The organism is Arthrobacter sp. PvP103 (genome assembly GCF_017833075.1).
Classification (GTDB): domain Bacteria; phylum Actinomycetota; class Actinomycetes; order Actinomycetales; family Micrococcaceae; genus Arthrobacter.
In genome coordinates this window covers 947,916-964,045 of record NZ_JAFIBQ010000001.1, presented here as the reverse complement: position 1 = coordinate 964,045, position 16,130 = coordinate 947,916, and the positions used below count along the sequence as shown (strand labels likewise).

12 protein-coding genes are annotated in these 16,130 nt (G+C 65.3%); 8 read left to right on the top strand and 4 right to left on the bottom strand.

Annotated features, from left to right (window positions below):
- Positions 1–29 precede the first annotated feature (29 nt).
- The gene (locus tag JOE41_RS04390) at positions 30–1,916 is read right to left on the bottom strand and encodes a S8 family serine peptidase (protein WP_245200625.1); all 1,887 of its coding nucleotides are present in this window, start codon (positions 1,914–1,916) and stop codon (positions 30–32) included.
- 262 nt (positions 1,917–2,178) lie between these two features.
- Between JOE41_RS04390 and JOE41_RS04385 the strand changes: the two genes are divergently transcribed.
- The 7 genes from JOE41_RS04385 (at position 2,179) to JOE41_RS04355 (ending at position 13,211) form a co-directional block, all read left to right on the top strand.
- Complete coding sequence (locus JOE41_RS04385; RefSeq protein WP_011692713.1) at positions 2,179–3,315, top strand: GuaB3 family IMP dehydrogenase-related protein; 1,137 nt, start codon at positions 2,179–2,181, stop codon at positions 3,313–3,315.
- 121 nt (positions 3,316–3,436) lie between these two features.
- Positions 3,437–5,188 (top strand): glycerol-3-phosphate dehydrogenase/oxidase, encoded by a 1,752-nt coding sequence (locus tag JOE41_RS04380; RefSeq protein ID WP_011692712.1) that lies wholly within the window; start codon positions 3,437–3,439, stop codon positions 5,186–5,188.
- Between the two features lie 51 nt (positions 5,189–5,239).
- On the top strand, positions 5,240–5,728 hold the full coding sequence (locus tag JOE41_RS04375; protein ID WP_011692711.1) for a PTS sugar transporter subunit IIA: 489 nt from the start codon (positions 5,240–5,242) through the stop codon (positions 5,726–5,728).
- 50 nt (positions 5,729–5,778) lie between these two features.
- Positions 5,779–6,675, top strand: a complete 897-nt coding sequence (locus JOE41_RS04370) for an SURF1 family protein (protein ID WP_209751076.1) — start codon at positions 5,779–5,781, stop codon at positions 6,673–6,675.
- Positions 6,672–7,184, top strand: a complete 513-nt coding sequence (locus tag JOE41_RS04365) for a DUF3817 domain-containing protein (protein ID WP_011692709.1) — start codon at positions 6,672–6,674, stop codon at positions 7,182–7,184. Before JOE41_RS04370 ends, JOE41_RS04365 begins: the two co-directional genes overlap by 4 nt.
- 83 nt (positions 7,185–7,267) lie before the next feature.
- The gene (gene guaA, locus JOE41_RS04360; RefSeq protein ID WP_011692708.1) at positions 7,268–8,857 is read left to right on the top strand and encodes a glutamine-hydrolyzing GMP synthase; all 1,590 of its coding nucleotides are present in this window, start codon (positions 7,268–7,270) and stop codon (positions 8,855–8,857) included.
- Positions 8,858–8,987: 130 nt separating this feature from the next.
- Positions 8,988–13,211, top strand: coding sequence for an AAA family ATPase (locus tag JOE41_RS04355; RefSeq protein ID WP_209751074.1), 4,224 nt, complete (start codon positions 8,988–8,990; stop codon positions 13,209–13,211).
- Positions 13,212–13,264: 53 nt separating this feature from the next.
- Here JOE41_RS04355 and JOE41_RS04350 read toward each other — a convergent pair whose 3' ends face one another.
- From JOE41_RS04350 to JOE41_RS04340, 3 genes are all read right to left on the bottom strand, one after another.
- Positions 13,265–13,993 (bottom strand): Flp pilus assembly protein CpaB, encoded by a 729-nt coding sequence (locus JOE41_RS04350; RefSeq protein WP_245200624.1) that lies wholly within the window; start codon positions 13,991–13,993, stop codon positions 13,265–13,267.
- A 139-nt stretch (positions 13,994–14,132) separates the two neighbouring features.
- Complete coding sequence (locus JOE41_RS04345) at positions 14,133–14,378, bottom strand: FmdB family zinc ribbon protein (RefSeq protein WP_011692705.1); 246 nt, start codon at positions 14,376–14,378, stop codon at positions 14,133–14,135.
- Positions 14,379–14,515: 137 nt separating this feature from the next.
- Positions 14,516–15,112: a 5-formyltetrahydrofolate cyclo-ligase gene (locus tag JOE41_RS04340; protein WP_209751072.1), complete on the bottom strand. Its 597-nt coding sequence runs from the start codon at positions 15,110–15,112 to the stop codon at positions 14,516–14,518.
- Between the two features lie 110 nt (positions 15,113–15,222).
- On the opposite strand from JOE41_RS04340, the gene galU reads away from it, so the two are divergent.
- Positions 15,223–16,128, top strand: coding sequence for a UTP--glucose-1-phosphate uridylyltransferase GalU (galU, locus tag JOE41_RS04335; RefSeq protein WP_011692703.1), 906 nt, complete (start codon positions 15,223–15,225; stop codon positions 16,126–16,128).
- The last annotated feature ends 2 nt before the right edge of the window (positions 16,129–16,130 follow it).

The window sequence follows — 16,130 nt, the reverse complement described above, 5'->3', positions numbered from 1 at the left end:
GGCGGTTCGGTCTTTATTGGAGTGGAGAGCTAGGACGTGGTCACGGACGTGTCATCAAGGTAGAAGTACGTCGACAGCGATGAATCCTCGACACCCAGGAAGCGCAGGGTCACGCTCTTGCCCTTGTAGGCGGAAAGATCCAGCTGCTTCTGCACGTAGCCCGTGGACTCGTTGAGGTTGGAGTACGTGGCCAGCGTGGTGGTGGTGCCGCCGCTGATCATCTGGACTTTGAGGGTGTCATAGGCCGAGCTGGCAGTCGTTTCGTCGGACTGCACTTTCAAGTAGAAGGACAGCGACGCGGCGGACACGGTGGAGGGGACTGCGAAAGCCTGGTCCAGCTTGTAGGACGTCGCCTGGCCCCAGCCGTTGAGTCCGGCGAAGCGGGAACCGGTCCGGGCATTTGTACCGGTTTCGAAGGTATCGGCGTGGTCAGAGGTCCATGAGGCGGCGCCCTCTTCGAAGCCGGGGTTCAGGAGGAGGTTGCCTGACGGCGGGGGAGTGGTCCCGCCCAGCAGTCCCATGGTCTTGGTGGCGTCAGAGAGGCCGGCGCCGCAGCCGGTGGTGCAGCCGCCCGGCATCGCGCGGGTTCCCTGCTTGAGCGTGGACTCGACCTGGGCCGGGGTGAGGGAGGAGGTTTTGGATTTCATAAGTGCAGCTAGCCCGGCCACGTGCGGGGCCGCCATGGATGTCCCTTGGTAGTTGGCGTAGCCCGCCGAAGACGGCGTGGTGGTGCCGGTATTGATGGTGGAGAGGATCCCGCCGCCGGTCACCCTGACGTCTCCGCCCGGTGCGGTCAGGTCAACCGTGGCGCCGTAGTTGGAGTAGTAGGAGAGGCTGCCGCCCGGGTTGCTCGCGGCCACACTCACAACGTTGTTGCAGTTCGCCGGGCGGAAACCGGAAGCATCCTGGTTGCTGTTGCCGGCGGCAACCACCACGGTGGCTCCCCGCGAAACTGCGGAATCGATGGCCGCTTGGTAGGTGGTGCCGCAGGAGCCGGATCCGCCCAGGCTCATGTTGATGACCTTTGCCGGGTTGGCGTTGGCCGGGATGCCCGAGACGGTTCCGCCGGCTGACCAGATGATCGCGTCGGCGATGTCGGACAGGGAACCGCCGCACTTGGCGAGGACGCGGACCGGGACCACTTTGGCATTGGGTGCCACGCCGGCCACTCCGGTCGCGTTGCCGGTCACGGCTGCCACGGTGCCGGCCACGTGGGTGCCGTGCCAGGAGCTGTTGCCGGCCGTCGTCTGGCCGCACTCGCCGGCGGCGTACCAGTCGCCCTGGTCCTGCGCGTTGGCATCGCGGCCGTTGCCGTCCCGTGCAGCGGTGGCGTCCGAGACAAAGTCGTAACCGGGGAGCACGTTGGCGTCCAGGTCGGGGTGGGCAGTGATGCCGGTGTCGATGACGGCCACTGTCACGCCGGTGCCGGTGGCGACGTCCCACGCACCGGGAATCCGCATGCCGTTCGTGGCGGTGAAGTCCCACTGCTCGCCATAGCGCGGGTCGTTGGGTGTGAGCGCCACTGTCATCCGCGCGTCGGGCTCTACGGATTCGACCGACCCCGAGACCGCAATCCCGGCCATGAAGTCCTTGGCCGCCTGCCCGGCCAGGGCCTTGTCCGCCTCGATCAGCGTTCCGCCGGTGGCCAGGGTGCGGACTTCCTTGACTGTCACGCCCTGCGCGTTGGCTGCCTTGCCCCAGGCGTTGGCGCGGCCGTTAGGCGTGGAGTTGGCCGCACTTTCCTTGTAGTCCACGATGAACTTTGTATAGGCCTCGCCTGCGGCCACAGCCTGCCCCTGGGGGCTCTGGGCCGCGGCGGCTCCTGGGGAGGAACCGTCTCCGGTTCCAGTGGTGGCGAAGACCGGTGAACTCGCGAAGGCCAGGGTGCCGACTGCTGCCGCGAGCGACAGCGCCAATATGCGATGGCGCCTGATTGGTGCACTTGCTGCTTTTGCCAAAAGGAGCTTCTTTCTCGGATCGGGCATAGGTGTGGCCCGGATGGTGGGGTGATGGACGGTCACGTGGTGTATCAGGTGGTAACCGAGAGTAAACGTAAAGGTATTTTCACAACTTGTAAATGGTTGACAAATCGTGTCAATAAAGTGTGGACTATCAGTTTTCCTGGCGACGGCGGGGAGTCGCCCCGCCGTATCCGGCGTGGTCAAGTAAAGTGGTCACGTGACTTATGAGATTGAGCTTGGCCGTGGCAAGCGTGGGCGTCGTGCCTACTCCCTGGATGACATCGCGATCGTCCCCAACCGTCGGACGCGTGATCCCAAGGACGTTTCGGTCTCGTGGCAGATAGATGCCTACAAGTTCGACATGCCGGTCATCGCGGCGCCCATGGATTCAGCGATGTCCCCCGAGACCGCCATTGCCCTGGGCCGCCTTGGCGGACTGGGCGTGCTCGACCTCGAGGGACTGTGGACCCGCTATGAGGACCCCCAGTCGGTACTCGACCAGATCGGGGCGCTGGATGACGAGACCAACAGTCCCGCCGTCACCCGCCGGATGCAGGAGCTCTACCAGGCTCCCATCCAGCCGGAACTGATCACGTCCCGCCTGGCCGAAATCCGTGCCGCCGGTGTGACCGTTGCCGGCTCGCTGACTCCGCAGCGCACCCAGGAACACTACAAGACCGTCGTCGCCGCCGGCGTGGACATCTTCGTGATCCGCGGAACCACGGTGTCCGCCGAGCACGTCTCCAAGGACCATGAACCGCTGAACCTCAAGCAGTTCATCTACGAACTCGATGTTCCGGTGATCGTGGGCGGCGCGGCCGGCTACACGCCTGCCCTGCACCTCATGCGCACCGGCGCCGCCGGCGTTCTGGTGGGATTCGGTGGCGGTGCGACCACCACAACCCGGCGTGCCCTGGGAATCCACTCGCCCATGGCTTCGGCGATTTCCGACGTCGCCGCCGCACGCCGCGACTACATGGACGAGTCCGGCGGCCGTTACGTTCACGTGATAGCCGACGGCGGCATGGGATCCTCCGGCGATATCGTCAAGGCCATCGCCATGGGCGCTGACGCCGTGATGCTCGGCAGTGCGCTGGCGCGCGCCGAAGAAGCGCCGGGCAAGGGCTGGCACTGGGGCCAGGAGGCGCACCACCTGGAGCTGCCGCGTGGCGACAGGGTCAACGTCGGCACCGTGGGTCCGCTGGAGGAGGTCCTCTTCGGCCCCGGGCACCACACCAACGGCACGTCCAACCTGATCGGCGCCCTCCGCCGCTCCATGGCGACCACTGGCTATTCGGACCTGAAAGAGTTCCAGCGGGTCGACGTCGTCGTTTCCCCGTACTCCGGAAACTGACGGGCACCCTGAACTAAGCCGGTCCCGGCCCCCGGGACCGGCAGAAATTGAGCCCTGCCCATCCGCATGCCTAGGAAGTAGTCTGTTCACCTACGAGGTTTGATGCGGATGGAGGCGTGAAATGAACAGTTCTTCCGGAGGTTCGTCCTTTCAACAGGGGGCACTCGGCCCCGCCGCGAGGGAAGCGTCGCTGGCGGCCCTCAAGGCGACAATGGAGCCTGGCAAGGAACTCGACATCCTTATTGTCGGCGGTGGCATCGTAGGCACCGGCGCTGCCCTGGACGCTGTGACCCGCGGCCTGAGCGTGGGCATCGTGGAGGCCAATGACTGGGCGGCAGGTACGTCCTCACGCTCCTCCAAGCTCATTCACGGCGGACTTCGCTACCTTGAAATGCTCGATTTCGGGCTGGTGAAGGAAGCGCTTCACGAACGCGGACTGCTTCTTTCGGAGATCGCACCCCACCTGGCCCGGCCCGTTCCCTTCCTCTACCCACTGACCAAGCCTTTCTTCGAACGGCCCTATGTCGGCGCGGGAATTGCCCTCTACGACGTCATGTCCATTTCCAGCGGCCACCAGCGGGGCGTTCCGTTCCACAAGCACCTGTCCCGCCGCGGCACGCTGCGGGCTGCGCCAAGCCTGAAAGACGACGCCTTCGTCGGGGCCATCCGCTACTACGACGGCCAGGTGGACGACGCCAAGTATGTGGCCAATCTGATCCGCACGGCCGCGTACTACGGGGCCCATGCAGTCAACCAAACGGCCGTGGTGGACTTCCTGCGCGAAGGCGAGCGGGTGGTCGGCGCCAAGGTGGTCAACCGCGAGGACGGCTCCACGTTCAGCATCCGGGCCAAGCAGGTTATCAACGCAACCGGGGTCTGGACCGACGAAACGCAAGCCATGGTGACGGACCGCGGGCAGCTGAAGGTGCGCGCCTCCAAGGGCATCCACCTCGTGGTGCCGCGCGACCGGTTCCAGTCAACCGTCGGCCTGATTCTGCGGACTGAAAAATCAGTGCTGTTCGTCATTCCGTGGGGCCGACACTGGATCATCGGCACCACGGACACTGACTGGCATCTGGACAAAGCTCATCCGGCAGCGTCCAGCAAGGACATCGACTACATCCTTGAACACGTCAACAAGGTGCTCAAGCGGCCCCTGACCAGGGAGGACGTCGAGGGCGTCTACGCCGGGCTCCGTCCACTCCTGGCGGGAGAGAACGACTCCACGGCCAAGCTTTCGCGTGAACACGTGGTGGCCCACCCGGTGCCGGGCCTCGTGGTGGTGGCCGGCGGAAAATGGACCACCTACCGGGTCATGGCCAAGGACGCCGTCGATGAAGCGACGCGCAGCATGGACGAGCGGGTGGCGCCCAGCTGTACGGATTCCATTCCCCTGCTGGGAGCCAGCGGGTTCAAAGCGGCTTGGAACCGGCGTAACCGGACCGCTGAAGAGTCCGGCGTGCACGTAGCCCGGATTGAGCACCTGCTCAACCGGTACGGGTCGATGGCCACGGAGGTCCTGGCGCTCATCAAGGAGAACCCGGCCCTGGCCGAACCGCTGCCGGGCGCCGACGACTACCTTCAAGCCGAGGCGGTTTACGCGGCCACCCACGAAGGCGCACGTCACGTACACGACGTATTGACGCGCAGAACCCGGATTTCCATCGAGTCCTGGGACCGTGGTGTGTCCGCTGTCCCGGTAGTCGCTAAGCTGATGGGAGAAATTCTTGGCTGGAGCGACGCGCAGCGCGAAAGCGAAATCAAGCACTACCTTGCCCGGGTGGAAGCCGAACGGCTGAGCCAGGAGCAGCCGGACGATGAATCTGCCGACGCCGCACGCCTGGGCGTCGAGGACATCGTTCCGTTGCGCTGAGGCAAGGCGGATGCCTGACGCGCACCTCCTGCCTCACTGAAGGGACAACTCTTGGCGGAACCACTGGACCGGTACGATGCCGAACTCACCACGCCGGAAATGGTGATTCTTGAACTTGATGCCAAGGACAAGACCGACGCGGCGACCCAGTTGGCTGAACGGCTCTATGCGGCGGGGCGGGTCTCGGACCTCGAAGGCTTCCTGAAGCACGTCAACGCCCGGGAGCACCAGCTGGCCACCGGCCTGCCCGGGGGAGTCGGGCTGCCGCACGCCCGCAGTGAGTTCGTTTCGCGGACGTCAATTGCGGTGGGGATCACCAAGTACGGCAAGGCCCTGGACTTCGGGGCAGCTGACGGTCCGGCGACGGTCATTATCCTGATTGCGACGCCGGCAAGTTCATTTTCGGACCACCTCGAAGTCCTTGCCACCCTGGCCCGTTCGCTGTCAAAGGAATCGTTCAGGGAGTCCCTTCGCCGGGCCTACGACCCCGAAGTGATCGCTGAGCTCATCAACTCCAGCCTGGTGTTCTTCGACCACTAGGGACAGCGCCCGTTTCGTTGTTCTACGCGAGGACGAAGTACGGTTAAGGTGTGTTGAAAACTGCCCTCAAACCCCGCTGGATCGCAGGACTGGTGTTTGCGATCGTCATTTCCGGGGTTTTTGTGCTGCTCAGCCAATGGCAGTTCGGGCGCTCCACCCAGCCGGAAGCACCGGTTTCGTCCGGCACGGAAGACACCAAGCCGCTGGTCAAAGTGCTGCAGCCGGGTGAATTCTTCCATGGCTCCGTGGCGGACCAGATGGTCACCGCCAAGGGATCCTACGATCCCGACAAGCAGGTGCTGGTCCCGGGCCGCCTTCATGATGGTGCCACCGGGTTCTGGGTCGTATCTGCGTTTTCGGTTCAGGACGCTCCTGTCCTCAGCGGCGTCGGAGCGACGCCCCGGACATGGATTCCGGTCGCCCGCGGATGGGTGGCCGACGCCGCGAAAGCCACTGCGCCGCCGTCGGGCACCATTGAACTCACCGGACGGCTCCTGCCGTCCGAAGCCCCGCTGCCCGGCATTGCTCCCGAACCCGGTCGCGCCACGGCAGTGTCCGTGGCGGAACTGATCAACGCCTGGGAAGTCAGCAGCTACCCGGGATTCGTGGCGGCAACCTCCGAAATGGCCGCCGGTACCGACGTCAGCGCCGCGGCCGTCAACGGTAACCTGAAGCCCCTGAACATCGGCCCGCAGCCCCCGGCCCAGCAGGTGAACTGGCTCAATCTCTTCTACTCGGTGGAGTGGATAGTCTTCGCCGGTTTCGCGCTGTTCATCTGGTGGCGGATGGTGAAGGACGACTACCGCCGGGACCTCGAGGACGAGCTCGACGACGAACACGACGAAAACGGTGCACACCGCGAAGGCGCAGCAGAACCTCCGCATGCCGGACCGCACCCCGGCTCATCAGAAACCCCCAGCCCGACCGAACAAAAGGTACAGCCATGATCGATCCCAAGCCGGCCATCCAGCCCCAGCCGTCCCAGACCGGTGGATCGGGCACCGTCAAGAAGCGCAGGTTCGGCGGGACTGAAGCCCAGATCCGGTCCGCCCTGAAGTTCTACAAAGTCATGGCATACCTGACGGGCGGAATGCTCCTCCTGCTCTGCGCCGAACTGGTTGCGCGCTACGCCTTCGGCCAGTACCTGTTCGCAGGCGGCACCAACGCGGTGACAGGCCAGCCGTTTGGCTTCGGGTTCGCAGACGCCGAGCCGCAGGGCGTCCTCGGGGGAGTGAACGTCTCCGTCACGGTGCTGATTGTGCACGGCTGGATGTATGTCGTGTACCTGATGTCCAACTTCCGGCTGTGGTCGCTGATGCGGTGGCCGTTCGCCAAACTGATCCTCCTGGCCCTGGGCGGTGTGATCCCGTTCCTGTCCTTCATCGTGGAGAAGAAGTTCCACGCCGAGGTGGAGGCGGAACTCGCCGCGAATCCGCAGGCGTCCAAGCGCTACTGAGCGGGCGGTTCGCGTCCTGTGAGTTCGCTTACCCGGAGCTTCTCAATGTGCGGCCGGACGGCGGTGCCAAGTAGGCTAGTACGGTGACTACTCCCACTGCATCCCAGACTTCCCAGAAGCCGGTGCTGGTTGTTGACTACGGTGCCCAGTACGCGCAGCTGATTGCCCGCCGCGTCCGGGAAGCAAATGTGTATTCGGAAGTGGTTCCGCATACCTACAGCACCGAACAACTGCTGGCCAAGAACCCCGCCGCCATCATCCTTTCGGGTGGCCCTTCCAGCGTGTACGCGGAAGGTGCACCGAGTGTGGGTGCCGACCTCTTTGAAGCCGGGATCCCGGTCTTCGGCATCTGCTACGGCTTCCAGGCGATGGCCAACGCACTGGGCGGCACGGTCGCCCAGACAGGCCTGCGCGAATACGGCGCCACGGAAGCCACCACAGTGGGGGAGGCCCGGTCCATCCTGGACGGCCTGCCGCACCACCAGAACACCTGGATGAGCCATGGCGATTCCGTGCAGGAAGCACCGGAAGGCTTTGAAGTCCTGGCTACCACCGCCGGTGCTCCCGTGGCGGCATTCGCCAACGAGGAGAAGTGCCTTTACGGCGTGCAGTGGCACCCGGAGGTAAAACACTCCGCGTACGGCCAGCAGGTGCTCGAGAACTTCCTGTTCAAGGGCGCCAAGCTCGAACCCAACTGGACCACGGGGAACATCCTCGAGGAACAGGTGGACCGCATCCGCAAGCAGATCGGAGACGCCAGGGTCATTTGCGGCCTTTCCGGCGGAGTCGACTCTGCGGTTGCGGCTGCCCTGGTCCAGCGCGCCGTGGGCGATCAGCTGACCTGTGTGTTCGTGGACCACGGACTGCTCCGCGAAGGCGAGGCGGAGCAGGTTGAACGCGACTTCGTGGCAGCCACGGGCGTCAAGCTGTACGTTGCCAACGAGCAGGAGAGGTTCCAGGCGGCACTGGCCGGGGTCAGCGATCCCGAGACCAAGCGCAAGATCATCGGCCGCGAATTCATCCGTGCATTCGAGGAAGCGGAGCTTGCCATCATCGCCGAGGCGGCTGCCCACGGTGAGAAGATCAAGTTCCTGGTCCAGGGGACCCTGTACCCGGACGTCGTCGAATCCGGCGGCGGCGAAGGTGCGGCCAACATCAAGAGCCACCACAACGTGGGCGGCCTGCCGGAGGACCTGCAGTTCGAACTCGTCGAGCCGCTTCGTGCGCTGTTCAAGGACGAAGTCCGTGCGGTGGGCGCCCAGCTGGGGCTGCCGCAGGAGATCGTGGGCCGCCAGCCCTTCCCGGGGCCAGGCCTCGGCATCCGCATCGTCGGCGAAGTGACCAAGGAACGCCTGGACCTGCTCCGCAAGGCCGACGCGATAGCCCGTGCCGAGCTCACTGCGGCCGGCCTGGACAACGAGGTGTGGCAGATGCCGGTCGTGCTGCTGGCGGATGTCCGCAGCGTCGGTGTCCAGGGTGATGGCCGGACCTACGGCCATCCGATCGTCCTGCGTCCCGTTTCGTCCGAGGACGCCATGACCGCCGACTGGTCACGGCTTCCGTACGAGTTGCTGGCAAAGATCTCCAACCGCATCACCAATGAGGTGGAAGGCGTCAACCGGGTGGTGCTGGACGTGACCAGCAAGCCGCCGGGAACCATCGAGTGGGAATAGCACTTTGAGTGGCCGGCCTCAGCGATGAGGCCGGCCACTTTGTTTTATTCTCCCCAAATCCGGCGCAATTTTGGCCCGCTCCAGTGTTGCGGTCTCTCACTGGGCCCCGATACGGGCTACGCTCGAAAGTATGCCGGTATGGTCCAGGGCGTCACGTGCAAACGCAGAAAAGAAGGCAGAAGTGTCAGTTGTTCAAGGCCTCCCAGAGGGCTCCGAGGAGCTCAGGAAGTGGCTGTCGGGGCTTAAGCCGGTCACCGGAGCAGACACAATGCTGCGTTTCACCAAAACGCCGGAAGGTTCCATCGACATCACGCATGCGCATCCGTCCGGATTGGCGCAGCTTATGGCGGGGCGGCGCACGCGCCTGTCCACGCTGATCCGCGACCACGATCAGTACGTCGTTGCGGCGAGGGCTTCGCGCAACCTCCGCTCCAAGATTTTTGAGCTCAGCAACGACCGCGGCATCGACGCCGGGTATTTTTCGGCCGGAACGGTGTCTTGGACGTCCGCTGTGGGCGGAAAGCCCCAGCGCGTGTCTGCGCCGGTAATGCTGACCGCCATTTCCCTCACCGTCCGTCCTGGCGAGGACGACTACGAACTCCAGCTGACGGAGCAGGCCCAGATCAATCCTGCTCTTATCAGGCACCTGAAGACCATCCACGGCATAGTTTTCGATGTCAACGCTGTGACCCGGATGGCCTACAGCACGGCACGGTTCGATCCCCAGCCCGTCCTGGACCGCCTGGGGACGCTCATCAAGCCCATCCACGGCGCCGAGGTGGAGCACAACCTCCTCGTTTCCACGTTCGCGGACCTTTCCGGCAACCTCGATGATCCGTGGATCAACCAGAACAACCCCATCGTGGCGGCCCTGGCCCGTGCTGCGGCCGGGGATGCCGTGGAAGTGGCCCAGCTCGCCGAGGACCGCTTCCAGGATATTGACCAGCGGGACCCCGCTGATGAGCTCTTGCTTCTCGACGCCGACGCCGACCAGCAGTATGTGGTGGACGCCGTGCGCGCCGGCGACTCCCTCGTCGTCAGCAGCCCGCCAGGCACAGGGCAGACCCAGACTGCCATCAACACCATCGGGGCCCTGGTGGACGAAGGAAAGACCGTGCTGGTGGTGGGCGACCGCCGGGCAAGCCTCAGCGAGATCGGGGGCCAGCTGGAGACGCTGGGCCTGGAGTCCATCTTGTTTGCGCTCTCCGGTACGGCGACGCCTCTGCAGCTCAAGGGCCAGCTGGTGCGCGCCATTGTCCGGAATGAGAAGTCGCTTCAGCCCCAGCTCGACAACCTGCACACCACGCTGGCGGAGCACCGGCATGCCCTCATGGACCACGTGGCGTCGCTCCACAACGTCCGCCAGCGGTGGGGCTGCTCGCCCTATCAGGCCATGCAGTCGCTGGCCGAGCTGACCTCCATCCAGCCGACGCCGCCCGCCACCACTGTGCGCCTGAAGCGTAGTGTGCTGGACAATATCCGCGACCGCGAGGAACTGGCCGGACGCCTTCGCCGTGCAGCCGAACTGGGCAGTTTCAGCCGGGCTTCCACGGCCAGCCCCTGGCACGGCGCGCGGCTCCTGACCCGCAAGGAGACCGAAGAGGCGCAGGACGTTGCGCGCTCGGTTGAGAAGAACCTGCCAGTGCTGCGCCACCGCATGAACGAAGTAGCCGAGCACGCCCAGATCCGCCTTGGTACCACCTTCCACGAATGGGGTGCCCAGCTCGAGTTGCTGATGGCAGTCAGGGAGAGCCTGGACAAGTTCACCCCGGACATCTTCGACCGGCCGGTCCACGACCTCATCTCCGCGACAGCCACCTCCCCGTGGCGCCGCGAACGCAACATCGACATGCCATCCATGCAGCGGTCCCGGCTGCGCCGCGTGGCGAAGGAATACGTCCGTCCCGGCGTGCACATCGCCGACCTCCACAGTTCGCTGGTGCTCGTCCAGGAGCAGCGGGCTCTGTGGGCGGACTACGCCACAACGCAGCGGCACCCCGCAGTGCCGTCCGGCCTGGGCGAAGTGAACGTGATGTACCGCAGCCTGGACCGTGAACTTGCCCAGCTGGGTGCGGCCATTAAGCACACCGAGGCGGGCGGAGACCTTCAGCACACGCCCTACGAGGAACTGATGGAACGCCTGGAGCGGCTGGTTGCCGACACCCGGACGCTCAAGACGCTACCGGAGCGGACGCTTCTTATCGAGAACATGCGTGAGCACGGACTCGGGGAACTGCTCGCGGACCTGGCGGAGCGGGAAGTGCCCGCCGAATCAGTCGCGGCAGAGCTGGATCTTGCCTGGTGGCAGTCAGCCCTTGAAGCGATGATCAGCGGGGACGACTACCTGGCGATGTCCGACGGCGATGCCCTGCGCCAGCTCGAAGCCGAATACCGCCTGGCTGACAACGCCCACATCGCCAGCGGCGCGGCACGGCTGCGGTGGACACTGTCCGAACGGTGGCGTGCCGGCATTGCCGAGAACCCGCGGCAGGCGGACCTGCTCCGGAGCCTCCTGAAGGACGGCCGGGTTACCCTTGCCGCCCTGACGGCGCAGGCGCCGGCGCTGGTCCCCATGCTGGTGCCGGTGTGGTCGGTGAGCCCCTACCTCATGACCGGCCTGCTGCCGGCTGAGCAGAAGTTCGATGCCGTAGTTATCCTCGACGCCGAAGCGACCTCCCTGCAGGCAGTCCTTCCGGCCATTGCCCGGGCCAGGCAGGTGATCGCCTTCGGCGACGACAAGATCGCCAGCCCCCGCACGTTTACGGTCGGCGTCGAGCGGTTGGCTGCCGGCGAGACCGCCCACCAAAGCGTGGAGAGTGCCTACACGGCACTGTCCTCGGTGTTGCCGACGCGGCGCCTGACTTGCGCGTACCGGGCAGTCGACGAGGACCTCGTGCTGCAGCTGAGCAAGAGTTTCTATGACGGCCAACTGCACCGGCTCCCCGAGGGGCAGACCGCCACCGGGCTGGACCGTGCCCTGCTGGTGGAATACCTGCCGGACGGCACCGGTCTGCCGAGCGCCGACCAGGAAGGCGTGGAGTCCGCCGTGGCCGAGGTCAACCGGGTGGTTGAGCTCGTGTTCGAGCATGCCCGTCTGCGGCCAAGAACCTCCCTCGCCGTGGTCACGGCCAGCCTCCGCCACGCCGCACGCATCGGCGAGGCCATTCGGTTGCAGCTGCCTAACTACCCGCTGCTGGCAAGTTTCTTCACAGCCGGCCCCGAATCCTTCCGGGTGGTTGACCTGGAACGGGCCCAGGGCCTGGTCCGCGACCATGTGATCTTCTCCCCGGGTTACGGCCGCACGCCGCACGGCCGCGCGCTACACAACTTCGGGCCGCTGTCCGCCGAAGGCGGCCGGGCGAAGTTTGCGCTGGCCATGACCCGTGCCCGGCGTTCGCTGCATGTGCTCAGCTGCTTTAAACCCGAAGACCTGGACGTCAGCCGCCTCAGCCAGGGCGCCCTCGACTTCTATGAACTGCTCGACCGCGAGATTGCCGGCAACACCGACCTGGGCACGCCCGCGTCCCGCGCCGCGGCGAGCGAGCAGGCGCTTGGGGCCGACCCCCTCGTGGCAGACCTGGCTGACAGGCTGCGTGCCCGCGGAGCCCGGGTCTGGCATCAGTATGACGGCGTGCTTGACGTTGCCGCTGCCGCCGATCCGGTGAATTCAATTGGCCATGATGACGCCGAAATCCCCCGGCCCGTGGCAATCGAGTCCGACGGAACTGAGCAGTACCGGCGCATGAGCGTCCGGGAACGGAGCAGGCTCCGGCCACAACTGCTGGAACGGCTTGGCTGGCGCTACATGCCGCTGTGGACGATCGAGGTCTTCACCGACCCGTCCGCCTGCGCCGACCGCATCGGCGGATACCTCGGGCTGGAGAAGCCGGTTGTCACCGGCTACTCGTCCACCTCACAGGCGTTCTTCGAGGACGACGTCGACAACCTGACGCTGAACAGCGCCGACCGTGGCAACAACGGGTCAATCGGAGGAGCCGAATCCGAAAGTGGCGACTCCGGCAGTGTGGCTGACGGGGACACGCACTCGGTATCCTTGGAGCAGCGCGACGCATCGCCGGATAAGCCCCGCGGCGGCGGCACTGAAGCATCGGAAGGCATCAACGAAAACGTCATGGATACAAACAGCAGTGCAGCGGACCGGCAGGAGGCCCCCCACAGCGGGGCTGACGATTCAGCCGCGGACAGGTCCCGTCAGCCGGCCAGTGTCGGCGCTCCATCAGGAGTGCTGCCGAACAAGGCCGCCGAGGATGACCCGAAGCGCTGGGGCGATCACGCTTCTGACTACGACCACGACGCCTGGCTTCAGGAGCAGAAGCCGCCGCACTGGGGCTGAGCAGCCCGCAGCGGGATGGCGACGGGGCGGCCGGGCAATCAAGCCAGGTGCCCCTAGCCCGGTGACCCCACCAGCACAAAAAAGAGCTTTCCCTGGGTTGAGGAGCCGGCGAGGCGGCGCGCCTGGTCCGGATCCGCTGCGACCACTATGAGCCCCTCGGTTTCTCCGGTTCCCAGCCATTGTCCGGTTTGGCCGCCCTGACCCGAGGTCCAGAGGACCGGCACGGCAGCTGCGAGTACTTGCGATTCCGCAGTCTTGCCAAAGCCGGTTCCGTTGGTCATCACGATGTTGACCAGCTGGCCCGGCGCCACGAGCTGGATGGACGACGGATCCGCCATCCTCAGGGGCACCGCTGCAGACCCGGGTTTCGTGCCTGCGAGCAGCCCCGGTCCGAGTAGCTGCGTGTCGGAGATCAACTGGCCCTTGCGCAGCGGGGCTGCCAGCTGTTTGCCCTGGATGGAGGAGACGTCCGCGACGGCTCCGGAGGGCACCATTCCCGGCGGCACCTTCACCTGTACCACCTCATTGCCCGACAGCGCAGTTCCGGCGGCAAGGTCTCGGGCAGTGGCCAGGGCAGTGACGGTGTGGGCCGGCGCCGGTGTCAGTTGCTGCACGGCGATGCCCGCGGCAGCACACAGCAACAGCGCGACGACGAGCCTCCGGTTGCGGTTAAGCCACGATGAAAAGCGCCGCACGCCGGATGGCCCCGGGCGGACCGGGCGTCCGGTCCCAAAGCTCTGCCGGGGCGAGGAAGGTGCGTTGGCGCGAAGGATGGAGGGCATACCGACAGGCTACGGAGGCCCCGCATGGCGGGAAAGCACAGCCAGGTCCTATGTGGAAAACCGGCCATGGCAGGGCACAGCCCTGTTACCGCTACTTCGCTGGAGGAACCTGACTGGAACCGGAAACGCCGGCGTTATTTCAGTTGGCGGCGGCAGTGGCAGGCGCCGGGGCGGCTGCCGGGGCAGGTGAAACACTGCTGCCCTTGGCATCGCGGGAGTCCGTCCGGTAGAAGCCCGAACCCTTGAAGACGACGCCTACGCTGTTGAACTTCTTGCGCAAGGTCCCCTCGCACTCAGGGCAGGAAGTGAGGGAGCTGTCGGTGAACGACTGCACGATCTCGAAGGCGTGGCTGCAGTCCTTGCAGGCATATGCATACGTGGGCACTGGAAATCCTCCTCTGGGACAAACGAGCAGGTCCCGTGCTGCCTGGGGGAAATCACCGCCGAGGTGTCTCGGCAGGTTTCGTCCTTTAGCAGTCGCAGGGCCTGAGTGCTAATTCTATCATCCGCAACGGGCGGGCTTCACATTAGCTGCATGAGGCGTGACGGGGTGACTGCAACCGGGACCTTACGGTCAAAGGACTCTGCTGGGATGGTGCCGGCGGTCAGGATTTCGCCGTCGAAGACCACCGCGGCGGCAGGGACGGGCCGGCCCGCAGCCTCCAGTCCGGCGAGGAACTTGTCATAGTAGCCCCCGCCCTGCCCGATCCTGTTCCCCGACAAGTCGACGGCCGTGGCAGGGACAAAGATCCCGGCAACTCCGTCCATCGCCTCACTGCCGTGCTGTTCCCCCACGGGTTCCTCGATGGGTGCATAACTGCTGCGGACGAATTCGGTTGCCGGAGTCCAGTAGACCCAGGAGAGGGTCCGGTCAGGTCCGCAGACCGGCAACAGCACGCGATGCCCGGTGCCGTGCAACGCGGTAATGAGGGGCAGGGTCGGGGGTTCGAAGCCCACCCCCAAGTACACCGCAAAGGTACTTCGCTCACCGGCTGCAACCATGGCGGCCCACTGGAGTCCGTGCCGGGCGATGCCGGCGCCGGCAGCATCCAGGGCAGCGGGAGAGAAGGTGGCACGCTGGCTTCTGTGGGCCGAGCGGATCTCTTCCTTCGATGGCATCGATGCCGTCCTTCCAAGTCAAGAGGCCGTGACCGGAGGCCCCGTGCGGGGCCAGCCATGGCGGTTCAGGCAATTACCCAATGTTTGGTCCCTGACGTTAGATTAGTCCAGTGACTACCACCAATACCTCCGTCCGCAAGGCTGTCATTCCCGCTGCCGGCCTCGGCACCCGGTTCCTTCCGGCGACCAAGGCCATGCCCAAGGAAATGCTGCCGGTTGTGGACAAGCCCGCGATCCAGTATGTCGTCGAAGAAGCCGTTAACGTAGGCCTCACCGACATCCTGATGATCACCGGCCGGAACAAGCGCGCCCTCGAAGACCACTTCGACCGGGTCCCTTCGCTGGAGGCCACCCTTGAAGCCAAGGGGGACACCGCCAAGCTCGAAGCGATCCAGGCCGCGAGCAACCTCGGCGACATCCACTACGTTCGCCAGGGCGACCCCATGGGCCTCGGCCACGCCGTGCTGCGCGCGAAGCAGCACGTCGGCCATGAGCCCTTTGCGGTGCTGCTTGGCGATGACCTCATCGACGCGCGCGACGAACTGCTAAGCAAGATGATCGAAGTGCAGGCCAAGACCGGTGGCTCCGTGGTGGCACTCATCGAGGTGGAGCCTTCCCAGATCAGTGCCTATGGCTGCGCGGACATCGACGAGACCGACATGAACGGCTTCGTGCGGATCAGGAAGCTCGTGGAAAAGCCGGACGCCGCGGAGGCGCCGTCCAACCTGGCCGTGATCGGCCGCTATGTTCTCCACCCCGCGGTCTTCGATGTCCTCGAACGAACCGAACCGGGCAGGGGCGGGGAAATTCAGCTGACGGACGCCCTCCAGGAACTTGCTGCAGGGGAGGGCGAAGGGTATGGCGTTTACGGCGTTGTGTTCCGCGGCCGCCGCTACGACACCGGCGACAAGCTCAGCTACCTTAAGGCCTGCGTCCAGCTGGCCTGCGACAGCGACGACCTCGGCCCCGGGCTGCGGGAGTGGCTGCCGGAATTCACCTCCTCCCTGGCCAAGTAACG

Bases quoted from the DNA above. Each gene is read 5' to 3' on its own strand.
- JOE41_RS04340 (WP_209751072.1), bottom strand. From the start codon at position 15,112: ATGCCATCGAAGGAAGAGATCCGCTCGGCCCACAGAAGCCAGCGTGCC.
- JOE41_RS04380 (WP_011692712.1), top strand. From the start codon at position 3,437: ATGAACAGTTCTTCCGGAGGTTCGTCCTTTCAACAGGGGGCACTCGGC.
- JOE41_RS04365 (WP_011692709.1), top strand. From the start codon at position 6,672: ATGATCGATCCCAAGCCGGCCATCCAGCCCCAGCCGTCCCAGACCGGT.
- JOE41_RS04355 (WP_209751074.1), top strand. From the start codon at position 8,988: ATGCCGGTATGGTCCAGGGCGTCACGTGCAAACGCAGAAAAGAAGGCA.
- JOE41_RS04350 (WP_245200624.1), bottom strand. From the start codon at position 13,993: ATGCCCTCCATCCTTCGCGCCAACGCACCTTCCTCGCCCCGGCAGAGC.